The sequence below is a fragment of the Sinorhizobium sp. NG07B genome, assembly GCF_002532005.1.
GTDB lineage: Bacteria > Pseudomonadota > Alphaproteobacteria > Rhizobiales > Rhizobiaceae > Sinorhizobium > Sinorhizobium fredii_C.
On record NZ_NWTD01000006.1, the window covers coordinates 142917 to 162974 of the forward strand.

A 20058-nucleotide genomic window follows, 5' to 3' on the forward strand; every position below is an offset into this window, starting at 1 on the left:
AAGGCTTCCCGCCTCAGCGCGCCAGCTCCTTCAATCCCAGGCGGATCAGCTTGGCGCTGTCACCCCCCTCGCCGCCATTCTTCAAGGCCGCGGCGACCGCGTTCGCCGCCTGGTCGCGTGAATAGCCGAGATTGGTGAGCGCCGACACCGCATCGGCGACGGGAGCAGAGGCAACTCCCTCGCTCAGTTCCTGCCTGAGGCCGATCGTCGGGGCCATGTCGCCGGCAAAGGCCGGAGCCTTGTTCTTCAGCTCGGTGACGATGCGCACCGCCACCTTCGGTCCGACGCCTGGCGCGCGCGCCACCGACGTTTTGTCCTGCAGCGCGATGGCGTTGGCGAGTTCGCCGGGTGTCAGCGTCGAAAGCAGCGCCAGCGCCACCTTCGAGCCCACTCCCTGGACGGTCTGCAGCAGGCGGAACCATTCGCGCTCGAGGACCGACAGAAAGCCGAAAAGCTTCAACTGGTCTTCGCGCACATAGGTCTCGATGAAAAGCACCGCAGCCTCACCGGCCGAGCCGAGCCTGGCGAGCGTGCGGGCCGAACAATAGGCCACATATCCGACCCCCTGAACGTCGAGGACGACATAGTCCTCGCCGATTTCGTCGATGGTGCCTTTGAGCTTGCCTATCATCTGGCTTCCGTCTTTCTGGGTCCCTGTACGTCCCTTTGAGGCTTGCGTTCCGCGCACCCCCTCTGGCCTGCCGGCCATCTTCCCCACAAGGGGGGAGAAAAGGAGTGGCACGATCCGTGCCTCCACGGCAGCGTTCCACTTGCTGAAACCTTTCGGTAGGAACCAGTGGCCAGCGGCACATATTCTCCCCCCTTGTGGGGGAGATGGCCGGCAGGCCAGAGGGGGATGGGCTTAGCCGCCATTGCCTGCCCTACCCAGCAAGCGCCGCAAGGCGGCTGGTGATCGCCTGCCTGTTGTGCGCATGGCAGATGGCGATGGCAAGCGCGTCGGCGGCGTCGTTGCCCTTGAACTCGGCCTTGGGCATCAGCACCTTCAACATCATATGGATCTGCTGCTTCTCCCCATGGCCGACGCCGATTACCGCCTTCTTCACCGCATTCGGTGCATATTCGGCGACCCGGAGGCCGGCGCGCGCCGGAACCAGCATGGCGATGCCGCGCGCCTGGCCGAGCTTCAGCGTCGCCGTCGCGTCCTTGTTGACGAAGGTCTGTTCCACCGCCGCCTCGTGCGGCTGGTAGCCATGCACCACCTCGGCAAGCCCGTCGTGCAACTGGCAGAGGCGCGAGGCAAGGTCCATCTCGCCGTCGGAGGTCACCGTGCCGGAAGCGACGAAACGCAGCGAATTGCCGAGCGTCTCGATAATGCCCCAGCCTGTGCGTCTCAGGCCCGGATCAATGCCGATGATGCGAATCGTCGTCTGCATGGCTCACCCTATGTCGGTCAACGGGACGCTGCCAGCAAAAAGTGAACAAAACAAAAACATTACACAGAAACGACATCCGCCGAAGGAAAAACGCAGGCGGGGCCTTGGCGCAAAGAAGCTTGAACCTACATTGCGATCGATCAATTTCTCTTAATTGAAAGCGTTTGCCATGCTGCCCTTTTCCGTTCTCGACCTGTCGCCGATTACCGAAGGCGGCAGCGTCGCCCAGTCGCTGGAAAACTCGCGCCGGCTGGCGATCGCAGCGGAGGAGAATGGCTACAGGCGCTTCTGGCTGGCCGAGCATCACGGCATGAAGGGAATTGCCAGCGCCGCCACTTCGATCGTCATCTCGCATGTGGCTTCGGCGACGCAGAGCATCCGCGTCGGCTCCGGCGGCATCATGCTCCCCAACCATTCGCCGCTCGTCATTGCCGAGCAATTCGGCACGCTTGCCGCCCTTTATCCCGGCCGTATCGATCTCGGCCTCGGCCGTGCGCCCGGCACCGACATGCGGACGGCGCAGGCGCTCCGGCGCAATATGGAAGCAAGCTCGAACAATTTCCCGAATGATGTCGTGGAGCTTCAGGCGCTGCTCGGGCCCGTCAGCGAAGATCAGAAAATCATCGCCGTGCCGGGGGCCGATTCGAACGTGCCGATCTGGCTGCTCGGCTCGAGCCACTTCAGCGCCCATCTCGCCGGCATGCTCGGCCTTCCCTTCGCCTTCGCATCGCACTTCGCGCCGAATATGCTGCTCTCCGCGCTCGAGATCTATCGCGAGCGCTTCACGCCGTCGCCGCAGCTCGACAAGCCGCAGGTGATGGTCGGCGTCATGGGCGTTGCGGCCGACACGGACGAGGAGGCCAACTATCTTTTCACCTCGATGCAGCAATCCTTCGTGGCGCTTCGCCGCAATGCGCGTGGTCGCTTCCCGCCGCCCGTCCGGTCGATGGAGGGGCTGTGGACTCCGGACGAAAAAATCTTCGTCGACCATGCGATGAGCTATGCGGTCGTCGGCGGTCCCGAAACCATCCGCCGCAAGATCGCGTCCTTCGTCGATCTCACCAGGGCCGACGAGCTGATCGTCTCCATGCCGATCTTCGACATGGAGAAGCGGCTGCACTCGCTGAAGCTATTCGCACAGGCGCAAGCGGATTTGGCGCGGGCTGCTTGACCGCAAAGGGTGCCACCCCCTCTACCCTGCCGGGCATCTCCCCCAAGGGGGGAGATCGGCCAGAAGCAAAGCGCTGCCTGGCACTGAGTTTGCGAATGTCAAAGAGACCAGTTTTCACGGTTCGCGTGACGAGCAATTGATTGAGCGGAACATCGCCGCTTGCCGATCTCTCCCCTTGCGGGGGAGATGCCCGGCAGGGCAGAGGGGGGTATTACGCCCGCTTGCCCAGCGCCGAACAGACCTCAGGCGGAAAGCTTCGCCAGCACTTCCTCGGACACCTCGAAGTTCGAATAGACGTTCTGGACGTCGTCATCGTCCTCGAGGTTGTCGATGAGCTTCATCAGCGACTGTGCCTTTTCCTCGTCGACCGGCACTGTGTTCTGCGCCTTCCAGATCGCCTTGACGGTCTCTGCTTCGCCGAGCACGCCTTCGAGCGCCTTCGAAACGTCGCCGATATCTTCGAAACCGCAGATGATCGTGTGGCCTTCCTCGTCCGTCGCCACGTCGTCGGCGCCCGATTCGATCGCCGCTTCCATCACCTTGTCGGCGTCGCCGGCCGAAAGCGGGTAGGTGATTTCGCCGACGCGGTCGAAGGAGAAGGACACCGAACCGGTTTCACCGAGTGCGCCGCCGGCCTTGGTGAAGATCGAGCGGACATTGGAGGCGGTGCGGTTGCGGTTGTCGGTCAATGCCTCGACGATGACGGCGACGCCGCCCGGGCCATAGCCCTCGTAGCGGACTTCTTCGTAGTTCTCCGCGTCGCCGCCGGCAGCCTTCTTGATGGCGCGCTCGATATTGTCCTTCGGCATCGACTGCGCCTTGGCGTTCTGGATGGCGAGCCGGAGGCGCGGGTTCATGCCCGGGTCGGGCAGGCCGGTCTTCGCGGCAACGGTGATTTCGCGCGCGAGCTTGGAAAACATTTTCGAGCGCACCGCATCCTGACGGCCCTTGCGGTGCATGATGTTCTTGAACTGTGAATGGCCAGCCATGACGCCCTCTGCATGCATGAATTTGTTGGGATCGGGCGCCTTATAGTTTCATTGCCGCTTTTCGTCCAGCAGGGCCACCGTTCCGGCACGCGGAATTCGACTCACGCGCAAATGCAGTTCCGCCCGTCAAACCCCCTGGAGCACATGGATCAGCGGCTTGCTCGGCAGAGTGCGCAGCGAAACCGTGATGCTCGGACCGGTGGCGAAGCTCTTGTCATAGTCGTCGCCGAACATCGCCAGGAAATCGCCGATCGGCGGTCCGCGCCGGTGCATCGGCAGGATGAGCGCGGCGCGCAGCCGCGACGTGACGCGGCTCATGCTTTCCGCCCCCATCGTCAGACCGCCGTCGACGGGCACCATCAAAACGTCGAGCCGGCCGATCTGCCGGTAGTGGCTGTCGTCGAGCTCGTGGTGGAGGTGGCCGAGATGACCGATGCAGAGTCCTGCCACCTCGAATATAAAGATCGAATTGCCGTCCGGCTCCATGCCCTCGAAGCCGGAGCGGATGTCGGTCGTCACGTTGCGGATATAGGTATCGCCGACGACGAGATCGTGGTCGGCCGGCTCGCCATCCTCGCCCCAACCATGCAGCACGTGACGGATCGCCGGGTCCGGCGTCAGCGTATAGTGGCTCGAATGGGCCTTGTTCATGGTCACGACGTCGGGCGGCGTCGCGGTCCGGAACCAGCCGTTGTAATCGGTGGCGATCGAAATCCCGCCCGGCGTTTCGATCAGGAAGGTCGAGTGGCCGACATAGGTGATGGTGACTTCGCCGTCGGCCGCCGCCGCGACAGGCGCGACCTCGGGTGCTGCGAAGCTGACGAAGGTCGCCGCCGGCGTGGCTGCGGCGATCGCCTGGCACTGGCTGATCGGTGCGGACACGTCCTGAGCATGGGCCGGCTCCGGCCAGAGCGCATGGATGAACCAGATGGCGACCAGGGCGTAGGCAAGGTATCGCAGCAGCATCCTCCACCTCTCACGCAATCAAGCGCCGAGCAGGATCATTCAAGCCCGCGGCGCCGTCCACTTACAAAGGTCGCCCTCCGCTCACAATCGCGTCATTGCGGGGCCTTGCGTCACTCCGCCGGAGCGCCCGCCGCCTCCGGGACCGGCGCCCGCTTGCGGCGGAACGAACGCAGCGTCACGTAGAAGACCGGGGTCAGGAACAGGCCGAGGAAGGTGACGCCGAGCATGCCGGAAAAGACCGCGGTGCCGAGCGACTGGCGCATTTCGGCGCCGGGACCGGTCGCGATCACCAGCGGAACGACGCCGAGGATGAAGGCAAAGGCGGTCATCAGGATCGGCCGCAGCCGGAGCCGGCTTGCCTCGATCGCCGCCTCGATCGGCGATCTGCCCTCCTCCTCGCCCTGGCGCGCGAATTCGACGATCAGGATCGCGTTCTTCGCGGAAAGGCCGATCAGCACGATGAGGCCGATCTGCGTCAGGACATTGTTGTCCATGCCCCTGAGCGAGACGCCGATGAGGGCGGCGAGAACGGCAAGCGGCACGATCAGGATGATCGCCAGCGGCAGCACCCAGCTCTCATATTGCGCGGCCAGCGCCAGGAACACGAAGATTACCGACAGCGCGAAGATGAATGCGGCGGTGTTGCCGGTCTGGCGCTCCTGCAAGGCAAGTTCGGTCCACTCGAAGGTCGTCCCCTGTGGCAGGATCTGGCCGGCAAGCGCCTCCATCTTGTCGAGCGCCGTGCCGGTCGAAACACCCGGCGCCGGATTGCCCTGGACCGGCACCGAGACATACATGTTGTAGCGCTGCACGAGCGCAGGGCCGCTGGTGTCGCGGATCTCGACGAGCGTGCCGAGCGGCACCAGCGCGCCGGAAGCCGATCTGACTTTGAGTGCAAGGATGTCGTCGCGCTCCACCCGATATTGCTGGTCGGCCTGGGCGCGGACCTGGTAGACACGGCCGAAAGCGTTGAAGTCGTTGACGTAGGACGTGCCCAGATTGATCGATAGGGTCTCGAAAATGTTGGGGATCGGCACGTTCAACGCCCGCGCCTTGTCGCGGTCGATTGCGAGGAAGAATTGCGGGCTCGAGGCCGAGAAAGTGGTGAACACGCCCACCAGTCCTTCGGTCTGATTGGCCGCACCCATCATCTGGAAGGCAAGACCCAGAACACGACGCATGTCAGCGCTCTGGCGGTCCATGATCTGCATCTTGAAGCCGCCCGAATTGCCGATGCCGCGCACCGAGGGCGGCGGCACGGCGATGATGAAGGCCTCCTGAATGCTCTGCATCGCGCCGAAGATCTGGCCAATGATCTGGGTGGCACTCTGGCCGTGTTCGAGCCGCTCCTCGAAACTGTCGAAGGGCGTGAAGATCACGCCGGAGTTCGAGGCGTTGGTGAAGGTCGCGCCGTTGAAGCCGGCAAAGGCGACGGCGTCCCTCACCCCCGGGACTTCCCGGATCATCGCCGACGCACGCTGGACGACGGCATCGGTCCGTTCGAGCGAGGCACCATCGGGGAGCTGGATGACGACGATCGCGTAGCCCTGGTCCATTGTCGGGATAAAGCCGCGCGGCACAACCTGTGCCATGTACCAGGTGGCCCCGAGCAGCGCGACAAAGACAAGCAACGCGGCGGCCAGCGCAATCCGCGTCTGCACGAGACGGCGCACAACCCAGCCATAGCCGTCCGCCATCCGGTCGAAACCGTTGTTGAAGCCGTTGGCCAGGGCACGCCCGAAACGGGTCACCGGGTTGCGGCTTTCATGTTCGTGATCGTCATGCGGGCGCAGCAGGATCGCCGCAAGCGCCGGCGACAGGGTCAGCGAATTGACGGCGGAGATCACCGTCGCCACCGCGATCGTCACGGCGAACTGCAGGTAGAACTGCCCTGCAATGCCCGGAATGAAGGCCGTCGGCACAAAGACGGCGGTGAGGACCAGCGAGATGGCGATCACTGCCGCGCCAACCTCGTCCATCGTCACATGCGCCGCTTCTCTCGGCGTCATGCCTTGCGCCAGATTGCGTTCGACATTCTCGACGACAACGATCGCATCGTCGACCACGATGCCGATTGCCAGCACCAGGCCGAACAGCGTCAGCATGTTGAGGGAGAAGCCGAAGGCGAAGAGCAGCGCGAAGGTGCCGATCAGCGAGACCGGAATGGCGACGATCGGGATGATTGCGGTGCGCCAGGACTGGAGGAAGACGATCACCACCAGCGCCACGAGGATCACCGCCTCGCCGATCGTCAAATAGACTTCGTCGATCGATTCCGAAATGAACTCGGTCGGATTGTAGATGATGCGGTGTTCGAGCCCATCGGGAAAGTCCCTGGAAAGGTCGGTCATCGTCGCCTGGATCGCGTCCGCCGCCGCGAGCGCGTTGGTGCCGGGACGCGAAAAGATGCCGAGCGCCACGGCCGGGCTGCCGTTCAGGTAGCTGTTCGTGACATATTCGCGCGCTCCGAGCTCGACGCGGGCGACGTCCTGCAGCTGCACGAGCCTGCCGTCCTCGGTCGCCTTGACGATCACATAGCGAAACTGTCGCGCGTCGCTGAAGCGGCCGTCGGTGGTGACGGTATATTGAAAGGCACTGTCGCCCGACATTGGCGGACCGCCGATCGAGCCGCCGGAGACCTGGACGTTCTGCTGGCGCAGCGCCTCGACGACGTCGCCGGATGTCATGCCGTAAGCGGAGAGCTTCTGCGGGTCGAGCCACACACGCAGCGCATATTCGCGCTCGCCGAACAGGATGACGTCGCCGACGCCGTCGAGCCGGACGAGAAGGTCGCGGATACGCGAGCGAGCATAGTTGGAGACGTAGAGCTGGTCGTAGCGGTCGTTCGGCGAGAGCAGGTGAACGACCATCATCAGGTCCGGCGAGCTCTTGGTGGTGGTGACCCCAATGCGCCGCACGTCCTCGGGCAGGCGCGGCTCGGCGATCGAGACCCGGTTCTGCACCAGCACCTGCGCCTCGTCGAGATCGGTGCCGAGCTTGAAGGTAATGGTCAGCGACATGGAGCCGTCGGCGGTCGAATAGGAGGACATGTAGAGCATGTTCTCGACGCCGTTGATTTCCTGCTCGAGCGGCGTGGCGACCGTATTGGCGACGGTCTCCGCATCCGCGCCCGGATAGGAAGCCCTGACGACGATGGTGGGCGGCGCGATCTCCGGATATTGCGCCACCGGCAGCTGGAAATAGGCGATGCCGCCGATGATCAGCAGCACGATCGACAGCACCGAAGCGAAGATCGGCCGGTCGACGAAGAAATGCGCAAATCTCATTGGGCGTTCTCCGCCGCCTGCGCCGCTTCCTGCGGCAGCACGACAAGCTCAGGCTTCACCTTGACGCCCGGTCGCGCGCGCATGATCCCGTTGACGATGATCGTCTGATCGCCGGTCAGGCCGCTGCGGATCACCCGGTAGCCATGCAACCGCGGCCCGAGGCGCACCGGTTTGGTCGCAACGCTGCCATCCTCGCCGACCACATAGACGACGCGCTCGTTCTGGTCGGCGGCGATCGCCTCATCGGGAATGAGGATCGCCTGGTAGGTGTTGGAGCCTTCGACCTCGACACGCCCGAAAAGGCCCGGCTGCAGAATGAAGTTGGGGTTCTCGAAGCGTGCGCGCAGGCGCATCGTACCTGTTTGGGTGTCGACCCTGTTCTCGGAGAAATCGAGCTTTCCCTCGAACGGCGGTTCCGTGGCATCGGCGATTGTCACGTGCACGGAGAGCGCGCCCGCGCCCTCCTGCAGCGCGCTGCCGCGGTCGCGGGCGGTGCGCGCATAGGAAAGCAGCCGCCGCTCGTCGACGTCGAAATAGAAATCGATCGGATCGAGGGAGACGATCGTCGTCAACACGGTCTCGTCCGCCTGGACAAGGTTGCCGGGCGATATCCAGCGCCGGTCGACGCGGCCGCTGAGCGGCGCGGTGATCGTCGTGTATTCGAGATCGAGCTTGGCCCGATCGACGGCCGCCTCGGCGCCCCGAATATTCGCCTGTGCGGCAAGCAGCGCGCGGCGGTCGTCGTCGAGCTTGGAAATCGAAAGCGTGCCGGTTCCGGTCAGGGACTCGGTTCGCTTGAACTGCGCCTCGGCGAAGGAGAGCGTCGACTGCGCCGAGGCAAGCGACGCCTCCGCCTGGGAGAGAGCCAGGCGGAAAGGCCGTTGGTCGATGACGAAGAGCTTGTCGCCCTTCTTCACCAGCGCGCCGTCCGTAAAGAACACCTGGTCCAGATAGCCGCCAACACGCGAACGGACCGAGACCTCGTCCACCGCCTGAAAGCGTCCGATGAACTCATCGGCGTCGATGACGTCCCGTACCACCGGCTTGGCGACGGTCACCGCCGGCATCTGAGCATCCTGCGCCCCGGCCGGGGACAACATGAGAAGAGAGATCGAAATGCCGGCGATCGCCGGCAGACGCCACTTTCGCAACATGCACGTTCTCCAGGCACTTGAATAGCAAGATCGCCCGGCGCGGCTTGCGTCCAGTTGCCGTGGCGACAGTCTCGAGCCCGGGGCATTGCCACCGAGTGGTGCCAGAGCGGGAAAAGGAAGAGTGCCTGCGGTTTTCCCGCACGCATTTTGCTCTGGCTTCTAGATCGACATGGGAACTTGCGATAGCGGCCGCTCAAAACGGCTCTGATTTGCGCGCTAACCTGCCACCATTTTCAAAGCCTGTCACTTGAAAAAAAGCGTCTCCCACGGCGTTGCAGGCGGTCGTCGGATTGCAGGCTAGTCGGATGTCCGCCGAGAAATCGGCCGAAGCCGGCCGATTCTCAGGACCAGAATTCCGGCATCGTTTCGCCAAGCCGCGGGCCGAGCCGGAGCGGCGCGATCTTTTCGGCAAGTCCCGTGCGGTCGGAAATTTCGACGCCGACGCCGCAAATCGTTGCGGGACCGGAGGCCGCTTCGAAGCGGCCCTTGGGCATCTTGGAGATGAAACGGTTGAGCGGCTCTTCCTTGTCCATGCCGAGCGAGGAATCGTAGTCGCCGCACATGCCGGCGTCGCTGATATAGCCGGTGCCGCCGTTCAAGATCTGGTGATCGGCCGTCGGTACATGGGTATGCGTACCGACTACGAGGCTGGCGCGGCCATCGACGAAATGGCCAAAGCACTGCTTCTCGCTCGTCGCCTCGGCGTGGAAGTCGAAGACGACGACATCGGCCTGTTCCCCGAGCGGGCAGGCTTCGAGGATTGCCTCGGCGCATTTGAACGGGTCGTCGAGTTCCGGATGCATGAAGACCCGGCCCATGACGTTGGCGACCAGCACGCGGGCGCCGTTGCGGGAAAAGAAGAGATTGGAGCCGCGACCGGGCGTGCCGGCCGGATAATTGGCCGGGCGGAGGAACTGGTCATGCCGCTCGCAGAAGACGACGGCCTCCTTTTGGTCCCAGACGTGGTTGCCGGTCGTCACCACATCGGCACCGGCGCTGATCGTCTCCAGGAAGATGTCCTCGGTGATGCCGAAGCCGCCGGCGGCGTTCTCGCCATTGACGACGACGAAATCGAGCTTGAGATCGCTAACCAGCCCCGGGAGGCGCTCCCAGACCGCCGTGCGGCCCGTCTTGCCAACCATATCTCCCAGAAACAGAAGTCGCATACCCGTTCAATCCCGCTCGAAATGTCGGAAACCGCTCTCCGTCAACACGGCGTCGAGCGCCACGTCGTGCGGTTCCGCCGGCACTGATGCCACTTCCTGGCAGTCGAATGCAATCCCGATCAGGCGCGGCATGTGGCCTTTGCTGCGCAAGCGGTCGATCGCCCGGTCATAATAACCGGCGCCGTAGCCGATCCGGTGGCCGACCGCATCGAAGGCCGAAAGCGGCACAAGCATAATGTCCGGATCGAGCTCGGGCGCGTCCGGTCCGGGGCCCGTCGTGCCGAAGCCGGTCTCTACGACCGCCACGCCGTCGGCGAGCTCGCGAAACACAATGGTCTTCTTGTCGAGGATCACCGGCAGGCAGAGGCGCGCCCCGCGGTCCTTGAGCCGCACCATCAGCGGCCGGATGTCCGCCTCCGAACGGATCGGCCAGAAGCCGGAAACCACGTGCCCGGGATCAAGCGCGATGATGTCGCTGGCATGATCCGCCATGGCGAGGCTCGCCTCGATGCGGGCCTCGGCCGGCATGGCGTCGCGCATCGCCAGACGCTCCGTCCGCAGTGCGGCTTTCAAGTCCCTCGGCGACATCAAGCATCCCTTTCCATCAAACGGTTCGAACCTGCAACGAGGTAGTGCAGTTCACAGGCGAACTGAACCCGTGTCTCCGCGCTTTTGCAACATTTCGCGACAGTCCTCCACCCCTCCCAAAACGAAACAGCATTAACCGGATCTTCACCTTTTGCCGCGGTTCGGCTTCGCGCGACGCTTTGCTCGTGCAATTACCTTCATGATTTCAAATGATTGGACGAGCTGCGATCCGGCGGGCCGGTAGCTCTCGGAGAACAGGCCCGTGTCCATGACGGACAGGATCGACCAGCTCGGCGTTTTGGAACTGCGCTGCCTCTCGCTGGCAGCCCGCGGCCGGACTCGGTTGGAGATGATGCGCGAAACCGATATTCCGGTGGAACGGATCGATCGGGCCCTCGAAGAGGCGATGCGCAAGCTCAACGCGAACAATCTCGCCGAAGCCGTCATCCGCGCCGCAAGGCTCGACCTTATCTCATAGCATCCAGTGTGAATGCCGGACCGGATCCGGCCACCATCCGTCCGGCGAAGACTCGATCCCGACGAGGCCGCCGTCGCTGATGAGATGCGGGTCGCCGCGATCCATCACCAGCCTCCAATGGGCCTCGATGGCCCACCGCAGCCGCAAACGCTCGACCGCGGCGCCGAACAGCGACGATTGCCGGGAAGTCGGAGAAGCGGGCGCAACCAGTACAGGCATGACAGGGCCTCGCGAAAGAAGGAACAATCCGATTTTCCGGCTTTCGTTGACATGAGACAAACGAATTGCGAACATGGCTGGCATCAGAATTTCTTATGGCGCCGCCATGTCCCTTCCGCTCGACAGCGACTTGCTCAGAACGTTTCTCGCGGTCGCCGATACCGGCAACCTGACACGGGCCGCCGATGCGGTTCGACGCACGCAATCGGCCGTCAGCATGCAGATCAAGAAGCTCGAGGACCTGCTCGGCTTCCCGCTTTTCGAGCGGCATTCCCGCGGCGTCGTGCTGACGGCTGAGGGCCGGCGCCTCGTCGACAATGCGCGGCGGATTGTCGCCCTGCTCGACGACACGGCGGCAGCCCTGCGCCAGCCCGCCCTCGACGGCTCGGTCCGCATCGGCATATCGGAGGAATACATCAACTCAACGCTGCCGAGAGCGCTCGGCGCCTTCGCCGCCAGTCACCCGAATGTCGAGGTGACGGTGCAGCAGGGGCACTCGATGTCCAATCTGAAATCGCTCGATGCCGGCGAGATCGACATCGCCGTCGTGTTCGAGCCGGGCGGCCGAACGAGGAACGAAGTCCTCATGGTGGATCCGACCGTCTGGGCCGTCTCGGACCAGCACGGCACGCATGAGCGGCGACCTGTGCCAATTGCCACTTATACCTATTATGAAGGCGGGTGGTGTGATGATCTGGCCCTGCGCAGTCTGAAGAAACGGGGCATAGACAGTCGCGTCGCCTATGTCAGCCGCACGAGCAGCGGCCTGATCGCCGCGGTCGTTTCAGGTCTCGCCATCGCCGCGCTGTCGCGCAGCGCCATACCCCATGGCTGCCGCGAACTGACCGAAGACGACGGCTTCGGCATCATCGACATGTCGAACGTCGTCTTGCGCACGAGACCGGACCATCGCTCCCCGACGGTGGACGCAATGGCCGACGCCATCCGTCGCGCCTTTCGGGGTGCCGATTGAAAGGAAGGAGTGCGATCCACGACGACCGGTGGAGAGTTTACGATCCCGGGTGCCTACTAAGTAGGTGGGCGCCGTGTGGTCCAGACCCACGGGTCCGGACAGGGACAGCTCCCTTGAGATCGTGTATGGCCCCGGGGATTGTGGTTCCTGTCGGGAAGCGCAGACCGCCCCGCAGATATAGAACGTCTTCACCGTTTTCGCCAGAGCGGTCCGGCGGAAATCGCACCCGCACCGACAATTGGGGGTCTCGAGCCGGGGCGGCCTAGTTCGCCGGAGCGGCCGGGCGGCCGTTGAGCTTGGCGGTGATGTCCTGGATCTGCGCCGTCACGTCCGCCAATGCCGAGGCGAGCGCCTCCTCGCTTCTCGCCTGGTCGGAAAGGTTCGCGTCGCGGCTGTTCTTCAGGTTTCCGACCTCGGCCTCGAGGTTCTTCAGCCGCCGATTGACCTCGCTCAGTTCGTCCATGACCATGATGCCCGCCATCACCGTCAGCCTGAGGTCGCCGATTTCGCCGAACTGCCCCTTCAGGTGGCCGACATATTGATCGAACCGGGCGGCGAGGTCGCTCAGGTGATCCTCCTGCCCTTCCTCGCAGGCCATGCGGTAGGCCTTGCCGTCGATCGTCACCGTCACCTGTGCCATGCTTCAAGAACCTCAGCGATCCAGCACTGCCCGAATGGTCTCCATCGCCGTCACCAGACGGCGGGACACTTCGCGATTGACTTCTTCCAAACGATTGGCCCGGAACTGCGACTGATCGAGCTCCTGCGCCAGCCGCGACCGGTCCGTATTGACCCGGCGCACCTCGCCCTCGAACTCGCTCACGTCCTTTTCCTTGTCAAAGCGGCCGTCGATTGCGATTTCAAGGGACTGAACCGCGTTTCGCAATTCCTCGATCGCCGCATTGACCGTCTTTGCAGGCATCTCTTTCGAAACCTCCAGAGGGGATGAGCAAGGCCGAACGCTTTCTCATTGCCCGAAACAAGGGGCGGAGCCGATCCCGCGCCTATCGCCTGAACCTCTCTCGCTCCGCGCTCCGAATCGTCCAGCGTTCCGGCCGTTCGGATCAACCTTTTTAAACCCATTCCGTAAGGCTCAACAATGGCGGCGTCGCCAATTGCACGCTGCAAGCTGTGGATCGCCGATTTTATCCCCCGATGCTATGCTTGCGGCGCGATCCTTCGGCCCAGGCAAGGTCGCAAAAGCGCGCCGCCACCGGCGCCGGAAGGCCTGTATTTGTTGACTCGGGCGGCGCACCTGCTATGTGTTCGGCCGCTTCTCATACGGTCTTTGGAGGATAGAGACCGTCCCCTGACCACCGAACGCAACGGAACAGTCATGATCTCTCGCGAAAAACACGACCGGATGGCGAATGCAATCCGTTTCCTCTCCATGGACGCCGTCGAGAAGGCAAATTCCGGCCACCCGGGTCTACCGATGGGGGCGGCCGACATAGCAACGGTCCTCTTCACCCGCTACCTGAGCTTCGACCCGAAAAACCCCGCCTGGGCGAACCGCGACCGCTTCGTGCTGTCGGCCGGCCACGGCTCGATGCTGCTCTATTCGCTGCTCTATCTCACCGGCTACGAAGACATCACCATCGACGAGATCAGGAATTTCCGCCAGCTCGGCTCGCGGACCGCCGGCCATCCGGAATACGGCCATGCCGCCGGCATCGAAACGACCACGGGGCCGCTCGGCCAGGGCATTGCGAATGCCGTCGGCATGGCGCTCGCCGAGCGCAAGCTGCGCGACGAATTCGGCAGCGACCTCATCGAGCACTTCACCTATGTGATCGCCGGCGACGGCTGCCTGATGGAAGGCATCAGCCAGGAGGCGATCGCGCTTGCCGGCCATCTGAAGCTCAACAAGCTCATCGTCTTCTGGGACGACAACAACATCTCGATTGATGGGCCGATCTCGATCGCCGACTCGACCGATCAGCACGCCCGCTTCCGTGCGTCCAAGTGGCATACGATCGCCGTCGACGGCCATGATCCGGAAGCGATCGCCGCGGCGATCGAGGAGGCGCAGAAGTCCGACAAGCCGACGATGATCGCCTGCAAGACCGTCATCGGCTTCGGTGCGCCGAACAAGGCCGGCACCCACAAGGTGCACGGCTCGCCGCTCGGCGCCGAGGAGATCGCCGCGACCCGCAAGGCGCTCGGTTGGGAAGCCGAAGCCTTCACCGTTCCCGCCGACGTGCTCGACGCCTGGCGCAGCGCCGGCGAGCGCTCGGCCGAGACGCGCAGGGCATGGGAGGCAAAGCTCGAGGCCGCTGAGAAGAGGGCCGAATTCGTGCGCCGCTTCTCCGGCGAACTCGAAGCGGGCCTCGCCCCGGCGATCAGCGCCTACAAGCAGAAGCTCGCCGAGACCAAGCCGTCGCCGGCCACCCGCAAGGCTTCCGAGGATGCGCTGGAAGTCATCAACGGCGTGCTCAACGAAACGATCGGCGGCTCGGCCGACCTGACCGGCTCCAACAACACCAAGACGAGCCAGACCCATTCGATCACGCCGGACAATTTCTCCGGCCGTTACGTCCACTACGGCGTACGCGAGCACGGCATGGCCGCCGCCATGAACGGCATGGCGCTGCATGGCGGACTAATCCCCTATTCGGGCGGCTTCCTGATCTTCTCGGACTATTGCCGTCCGTCGATCCGGCTTGCCGCACTAATGGGCATTCGCGTCATCCACGTCCTGACCCACGATTCGATCGGTCTCGGCGAGGACGGCCCGACGCACCAGCCTGTCGAGCACCTGGCCTCGCTGCGCGCCATCCCCAACCTCCTGGTGTTTCGCCCGGCCGACGCGACGGAAACGGCGGAGTGCTGGCAGCTCGCACTCGAAAGCCGCAATCGCCCGTCCGCCATCGCGCTGACGCGCCAGAACCTGATGGCGGTGCGTACCGAATTCAAGGAAGAAAACCTCTGCGCCCGCGGCGCCTATGACCTGGTCCCCGCGAAGGATGCGAAGGTGACGCTCTTCGCCACCGGCTCGGAAGTGGAGATCGCCGTCAAGGCCAGCCAGGCGCTGCAGGAGAAGGGCATTTCCGCCCGCGTCGTTTCCGTGCCCTGCGTCGAGCTTTTCGCGGAGCAGAGCGACGACTATCAGAAGGCGATCGTCGGCAATTCGCCGGTCAAGATCGCCATCGAAGCCGGCGTCCGCCAGGGCTGGGATCATATCATCGGCAGCGACGGCACCTTCGTCGGCATGTCGAGCTTCGGCGCTTCCGGTCCCTACAAGGAACTCTACAAGCACTTCGGCATCACGCCGGAAGCGGTTGTCGCGGCCGCCGAAGCCAAGCTGTCCTGATCAAGCCGGAGGGCGCCCTTGTGGCGCCCTCCATTCGTTTACCCACGCCAAACTGATAGGGAGAGACCCGACATGACAGTCAAAGTCGCCATCAATGGTTTCGGCCGCATCGGCCGCAACGTGCTTCGCGCCATCGTTGAATCCGGCCGCACGGATATCGAAGTCGTCGCGATCAACGACCTCGGCCCCGTCGAGACCAACGCCCACCTGCTGCGCTTCGACTCCATTCACGGCCGCTTCCCGGCCGACGTGAAGGTCGACGGCGACGCGATCGTCATCAACAGCGGCAAGCCGATCAAGGTGACGGCCATCCGCAACCCGGCCGAACTGCCGCACAAGGACCTCAGCGTCGACGTCGCGATGGAATGCACCGGCATCTTCACCGCGCGCGACAAGGCAGCCGCCCATCTCGAAGCCGGCGCCAAGCGCGTCATCGTCTCGGCACCGGCCGACGGCGCCGATCTCACCGTCGTCTACGGCGTCAACCACGACAAGCTGACCAAAGATCACCTGGTCATCTCCAACGCATCCTGCACGACCAACTGCCTCGCACCGGTCGCCAAGGTGCTGAACGACGCCATCGGCATCGATCACGGCATGATGACGACGATCCACTCCTACACGAACGACCAGCCGTCGCTCGACCAGATGCACAAGGACCTCTACCGCGCCCGTGCCGCGGCGCTGTCGATGATCCCGACCTCGACCGGTGCGGCCAAGGCCGTCGGCCTCGTCCTGCCGGAACTCAAGGGCAAGCTCGACGGTTTCGCCATGCGCGTGCCGACCCCGAACGTCTCGGTCGTCGACCTGAAGTTCGTCGCCAAGCGCGACACGACCAAGGAGGAGATTAACGCGGCGATCAAGGCAGCCGCCGACGGCCCCCTCAAGGGCATTCTCGGCTACACGCTTGCCCCGAACGTCTCGATCGACTTCAACCATGACCCGCATTCCTCCGTTTTCCACATGGACCAGACCAAGGTGATGGAAGGCAAGTTCGTGTCGATCCTCACCTGGTACGACAACGAATGGGGCTTCTCCAACCGCATGTCGGACACGGCGGTCGCCCTGAGCAAGCTCATCTAAGACCATGTTCCGGGCCCTTTCCTCAACGACGGTGCGCTGGCGTCCGCTCGAGGGGGAAGGGCTCGAACATCTGACGATCCGGCCTCTCGACGCATCGGTGGGCGCGGCAATCCGCGCCGAAAGCGTGCTGATCGGCGCGCGCGGCGGAGCCGCCTATGGCGTTCGCTACCGCATTGACTGCGACGCCGGCTGGCGTGTCACTTCCTTCTTCATCGGGACGGCGGACGGACGCCGGCTGCACCTGCTCTCCGACGGCGGCGGCCATTGGCGCACGGCGGAAGGCGTCGCCCTTCCCCGCTTCGACGGCTGCATCGACATCGATCTTGCCGGCACGCCCTTCACCAACACCCTGCCGATCCGCCGTCTGGACCTCACGCGGGCGTCGGGCACCGTAAAACTCAAGATGCTTTACGTGCCATTCGACAGCTTCGAGCCCACGGTCGATGGCCAGCACTATACCTGCATCGAGGAGGGCAAACTCTATCGCTACCAGGCGGAAGACCGCAGCTTCACCGCCGACCTGCCGCTGGACGAGGACGGCCTCGTCACCGACTATCCCACCCTTTTTCAGAGACTATCACTGGAGACGAACTGATGGCTTTCAAGACCCTTGACGATCTGACCGATATCGCCGGCAAACGCGTGCTGGTGCGCGTCGATCTCAATGTGCCGGTCAAGGACGGTCAGGTGACCGACACCACCCGCATCGAGCGCGTGGCGCCGACGATCCGCGAACTCTCCGAAAAAGGGGCGAAGGTCATCCTGCTTGCCCATTTCGGCCGCCCGAAGGGCGAACCGGTCGCCGACATGTCGCTGAAGGCGATCGCCCCTGCCGTCGAGGAAATCCTCGACCAGCGCGTCCACTTCGCCGCCGACTGCATCGGTGACAAGGCCGCCAATGCGATAGCCGACATGAATGACGGCGACGTGCTGCTGCTCGAAAACACCCGCTTCCACAAGGGCGAGGAAAAGAACGATCCGGCCTTCGTCACGGCATTGGCCGCCAATGGCGACATCTATGTCAACGACGCCTTTTCCGCAGCGCACCGCGCCCATGCCTCGACCGAGGGCCTGGCACAGCACCTGCCCGCCTATGCCGGCCGCACCATGCAGGCCGAACTCGAGGCACTCGAAAAGGGTCTCGGCAATCCGAAGCGTCCGGTCGTCGCTATCGTCGGCGGCGCAAAGGTGTCGACCAAGATCGACCTGCTGCAGAACCTCGTGAAGAAGGTCGACGCGCTCGTCATCGGCGGCGGCATGGCCAACACCTTCCTCGCCGCCCAAGGCATCGATGTCGGCAAGTCGCTCTGCGAGCACGATCTTGCCGAAACGGCAAAGTCGATTATCGCCGCGGCGGAAGCCGCCGGATGTGCCATCGTGCTGCCGGAAGACGGCGTCGTCGCCCGCGAATTCAAGGCAGGCGCCGACCACGAGGTCGTCGACATCAAGGCGATCCCGGCCGACGCAATGGTGCTCGATGTCGGGCCGAAATCCGTCACTGCCATCAGCGACTGGATCTCGCGCGCTGAAACCCTCGTCTGGAACGGTCCGCTCGGAGCCTTCGAAATCGCCCCCTTCGACAAAGCGACGGTGGCCGCCGCCAAGCATGCGGCCAGCCGCACCCGTCAGGGCTCGCTCGTCTCGGTCGCCGGCGGCGGCGATACGGTCGCTGCCCTAAACCACGCCGAGGTCGCCGACGATTTCTCCTATGTTTCCACCGCCGGCGGCGCCTTCCTCGAATGGATGGAAGGCAAGCCGCTGCCCGGTGTCGATATCCTCCACCAGCAGAAGTAGCCGCACGCGCGCCGACCCGGGCAAATGGATAAGCCCGGGTCGGCGCCTCAAAAAATTGTGACATTTCAAACGATTAAATTTTTTTAAATCGTTTTAGTCGATTTTACTGCCATTTTCCCGCACAGTATCTTCTGTTATCGCGCGCTGCGTACCTACAGCGCCGCGCGTCTTTAGGACGTCCAAGGCCGCTGTAGCACTTTGAATTGCTGCATGTTTCCTTGCGTAAATCGGCGACGGCTTACGGAGGCATGCAGTCGGACGCGAGGATGTTTCTTGCGCCCTCAGACCGAAACGGTTTCTTGCGCCGCTCCGCTGCGTTCGGCGCTCTGTGTAGGAGAAAAAGATGAGCGAAAGACTGGAAGATATTGCGGTTGCCATGGTCGCCAACGGACGGGGCCTGCTCGCTGCCGACGAGTCGACCGCAACGATCAAGAAGCGCTTCGATAGCATTGGCCTCGAGTCCACCGAGACCTCGCGCCGCGACTATCGCGAGATGCTGCTGCGCTCGGATGAGGCGATGCGCAACTATATCTCCGGCGTCATTCTCTATGAGGAAACCCTGTTCCAGAAGGCCGCCGACGGCACCGCGCTCGTCGACGTCATCAAGAACGCCGGCTCGATCCCCGGCATCAAGGTCGACACCGGCGCAAAGCCCCTGCCGCATTTCCCTAATGAGACCGTCACCGAGGGCCTCGACGGCCTCGCCGCCCGCCTCGCCAAGTATTATGAAGCGGGCGCCCGCTTCGCCAAATGGCGTGGCGTCATCGCAATCTCCGGAACCCTGCCGAGCTTCGGCGCCATCAAGGCCAATGCCCATGCGCTTGCCCGCTATGCGACGCTCTGCCAGGAGGCCGGGATCGTCCCCATCGTCGAGCCGGAAGTGCTCATGGACGGCGCCCCCGGCGACCACTCGATCGAGCGTTCGGAAGAAGTAACCGAATGGGTACTTCGCACCGTCTTCGAGGAACTGGGCGACCTGCGTGTGAAGCTCGAAGGCATGATCCTGAAGCCGAGCATGGTGATCGACGGCAAGAAGGCCCGCAAGGCTTCGGTCGAAGACGTTGCCGAGCGCACCGTCAAGGTACTAAAGCGCACCGTGCCGGCCGCTGTCCCCGGAATCGCCTTCCTGTCCGGCGGCCAGTCGACGGAAGAGGCGACCGCGCATCTCTCGGCCATGAACACGGCGCACGACCTGCCCTGGAAGCTGACTTTCTCGTATGGCCGCGCCCTGCAGCAGGAAGCGCTCAACGCCTGGAACGGCAAGCCGGAGAACGTCGCCGCCGGCCAGCGCGCCTTCTCGCATCGCGCCAAGATGTGCAGCCTCGCCGCCAAGGGCAGCTGGAAGAAGGACCTCGAACAGGCCGCCTGATGGGTAAGCCTGAGCGGACAAAGAGTTAAAGGGAGCGAGGAGAAGGCCCGGCGGCAGCGATGTCGCCGGGCCTTACTGCATGTGTCCTCAAATCGTAGCCGATTTGAGGACAAA

General features: G+C 63.7%; 19 protein-coding genes. 8 read left to right on the forward strand and 11 right to left on the reverse strand.

Annotation, left to right across the window (positions count from 1 at the left end):
* Positions 1 to 13: 13 nt before the first annotated feature.
* Positions 14 to 631 (reverse strand): Holliday junction branch migration protein RuvA, encoded by a 618-nt coding sequence (ruvA, locus tag CO664_RS20455; protein ID WP_097526649.1) that lies wholly within the window; start codon positions 629 to 631, stop codon positions 14 to 16.
* Positions 632 to 881: 250 nt separating this feature from the next.
* The gene (gene ruvC / locus CO664_RS20460; protein WP_097539743.1) at positions 882 to 1394 is read right to left on the reverse strand and encodes a crossover junction endodeoxyribonuclease RuvC; all 513 of its coding nucleotides are present in this window, start codon (positions 1392 to 1394) and stop codon (positions 882 to 884) included.
* Positions 1395 to 1563: 169 nt separating this feature from the next.
* Between ruvC and CO664_RS20465 the strand changes: the two genes are divergently transcribed.
* Positions 1564 to 2565, forward strand: a complete 1002-nt coding sequence (locus tag CO664_RS20465; RefSeq protein ID WP_097539744.1) for an LLM class flavin-dependent oxidoreductase — start codon at positions 1564 to 1566, stop codon at positions 2563 to 2565.
* A 242-nt stretch (positions 2566 to 2807) separates the two neighbouring features.
* Here the strand turns inward: CO664_RS20465 and CO664_RS20470 are convergent, their stop codons facing one another.
* The 6 genes from CO664_RS20470 to CO664_RS30765 form a co-directional block, all read right to left on the reverse strand.
* Positions 2808 to 3554: a YebC/PmpR family DNA-binding transcriptional regulator gene (locus tag CO664_RS20470; protein ID WP_037420167.1), complete on the reverse strand. Its 747-nt coding sequence runs from the start codon at positions 3552 to 3554 to the stop codon at positions 2808 to 2810.
* Positions 3555 to 3680: 126 nt separating this feature from the next.
* A complete protein-coding gene (locus tag CO664_RS20475) occupies positions 3681 to 4520 on the reverse strand; it encodes an MBL fold metallo-hydrolase (protein WP_097539745.1) in 840 nt (279 codons plus the stop codon).
* Between the two features lie 110 nt (positions 4521 to 4630).
* Positions 4631 to 7807, reverse strand: coding sequence for a multidrug efflux RND transporter permease subunit (locus tag CO664_RS20480; protein WP_097539746.1), 3177 nt, complete (start codon positions 7805 to 7807; stop codon positions 4631 to 4633).
* Entirely contained in the window at positions 7804 to 8961 is a 1158-nt protein-coding gene (locus CO664_RS20485) for an efflux RND transporter periplasmic adaptor subunit (protein WP_097526653.1), read from the reverse strand. Before CO664_RS20485 ends, CO664_RS20480 begins: the two co-directional genes overlap by 4 nt.
* A gap of 341 nt (positions 8962 to 9302) precedes the next feature.
* Positions 9303 to 10127: a YmdB family metallophosphoesterase gene (locus tag CO664_RS30760; protein ID WP_037420064.1), complete on the reverse strand. Its 825-nt coding sequence runs from the start codon at positions 10125 to 10127 to the stop codon at positions 9303 to 9305.
* A 6-nt stretch (positions 10128 to 10133) separates the two neighbouring features.
* Positions 10134 to 10715, reverse strand: coding sequence for a 5-formyltetrahydrofolate cyclo-ligase (locus CO664_RS30765; protein WP_176536632.1), 582 nt, complete (start codon positions 10713 to 10715; stop codon positions 10134 to 10136).
* A 268-nt stretch (positions 10716 to 10983) separates the two neighbouring features.
* On the opposite strand from CO664_RS30765, the gene CO664_RS20495 reads away from it, so the two are divergent.
* Positions 10984 to 11193 (forward strand): hypothetical protein, encoded by a 210-nt coding sequence (locus CO664_RS20495; RefSeq protein ID WP_037420072.1) that lies wholly within the window; start codon positions 10984 to 10986, stop codon positions 11191 to 11193.
* Here the strand turns inward: CO664_RS20495 and CO664_RS20500 are convergent.
* A complete protein-coding gene (locus CO664_RS20500) occupies positions 11188 to 11412 on the reverse strand; it encodes a hypothetical protein (RefSeq protein ID WP_097526654.1) in 225 nt (74 codons plus the stop codon). The genes CO664_RS20495 and CO664_RS20500 overlap by 6 nt on opposite strands.
* A gap of 73 nt (positions 11413 to 11485) precedes the next feature.
* Between CO664_RS20500 and CO664_RS20505 the strand changes: the two genes are divergently transcribed.
* Positions 11486 to 12385: a LysR family transcriptional regulator gene (locus tag CO664_RS20505; RefSeq protein ID WP_037420077.1), complete on the forward strand. Its 900-nt coding sequence runs from the start codon at positions 11486 to 11488 to the stop codon at positions 12383 to 12385.
* A gap of 262 nt (positions 12386 to 12647) precedes the next feature.
* On the opposite strand, the gene CO664_RS20510 is transcribed toward CO664_RS20505, so the two are convergent.
* Together CO664_RS20510 and CO664_RS20515 are read right to left on the reverse strand one after the other, a co-directional pair.
* A complete protein-coding gene (locus tag CO664_RS20510; protein WP_037420080.1) occupies positions 12648 to 13025 on the reverse strand; it encodes a cell division protein ZapA in 378 nt (125 codons plus the stop codon).
* A 12-nt stretch (positions 13026 to 13037) separates the two neighbouring features.
* Positions 13038 to 13307: a DUF4164 domain-containing protein gene (locus tag CO664_RS20515; protein ID WP_012709307.1), complete on the reverse strand. Its 270-nt coding sequence runs from the start codon at positions 13305 to 13307 to the stop codon at positions 13038 to 13040.
* Positions 13308 to 13721: 414 nt separating this feature from the next.
* Here CO664_RS20515 and tkt point away from each other — a divergent pair, with 414 nt between their 5' ends.
* From tkt to CO664_RS20540, 5 genes are all read left to right on the forward strand, one after another.
* Complete coding sequence (tkt, locus tag CO664_RS20520) at positions 13722 to 15698, forward strand: transketolase (protein ID WP_097539748.1); 1977 nt, start codon at positions 13722 to 13724, stop codon at positions 15696 to 15698.
* A gap of 72 nt (positions 15699 to 15770) precedes the next feature.
* A complete protein-coding gene (gene gap / locus CO664_RS20525) occupies positions 15771 to 16781 on the forward strand; it encodes a type I glyceraldehyde-3-phosphate dehydrogenase (protein ID WP_097526656.1) in 1011 nt (336 codons plus the stop codon).
* 4 nt (positions 16782 to 16785) lie between these two features.
* Positions 16786 to 17376 (forward strand): putative glycolipid-binding domain-containing protein, encoded by a 591-nt coding sequence (locus tag CO664_RS20530; protein ID WP_037420091.1) that lies wholly within the window; start codon positions 16786 to 16788, stop codon positions 17374 to 17376.
* A complete protein-coding gene (locus CO664_RS20535) occupies positions 17376 to 18575 on the forward strand; it encodes a phosphoglycerate kinase (RefSeq protein WP_037420094.1) in 1200 nt (399 codons plus the stop codon). The genes CO664_RS20530 and CO664_RS20535 overlap by 1 nt, the downstream gene beginning before the upstream one ends.
* Positions 18576 to 18918: 343 nt before the next feature.
* Positions 18919 to 19944, forward strand: coding sequence for a class I fructose-bisphosphate aldolase (locus tag CO664_RS20540; protein WP_097526658.1), 1026 nt, complete (start codon positions 18919 to 18921; stop codon positions 19942 to 19944).
* Positions 19945 to 20058 lie beyond the last annotated feature (114 nt).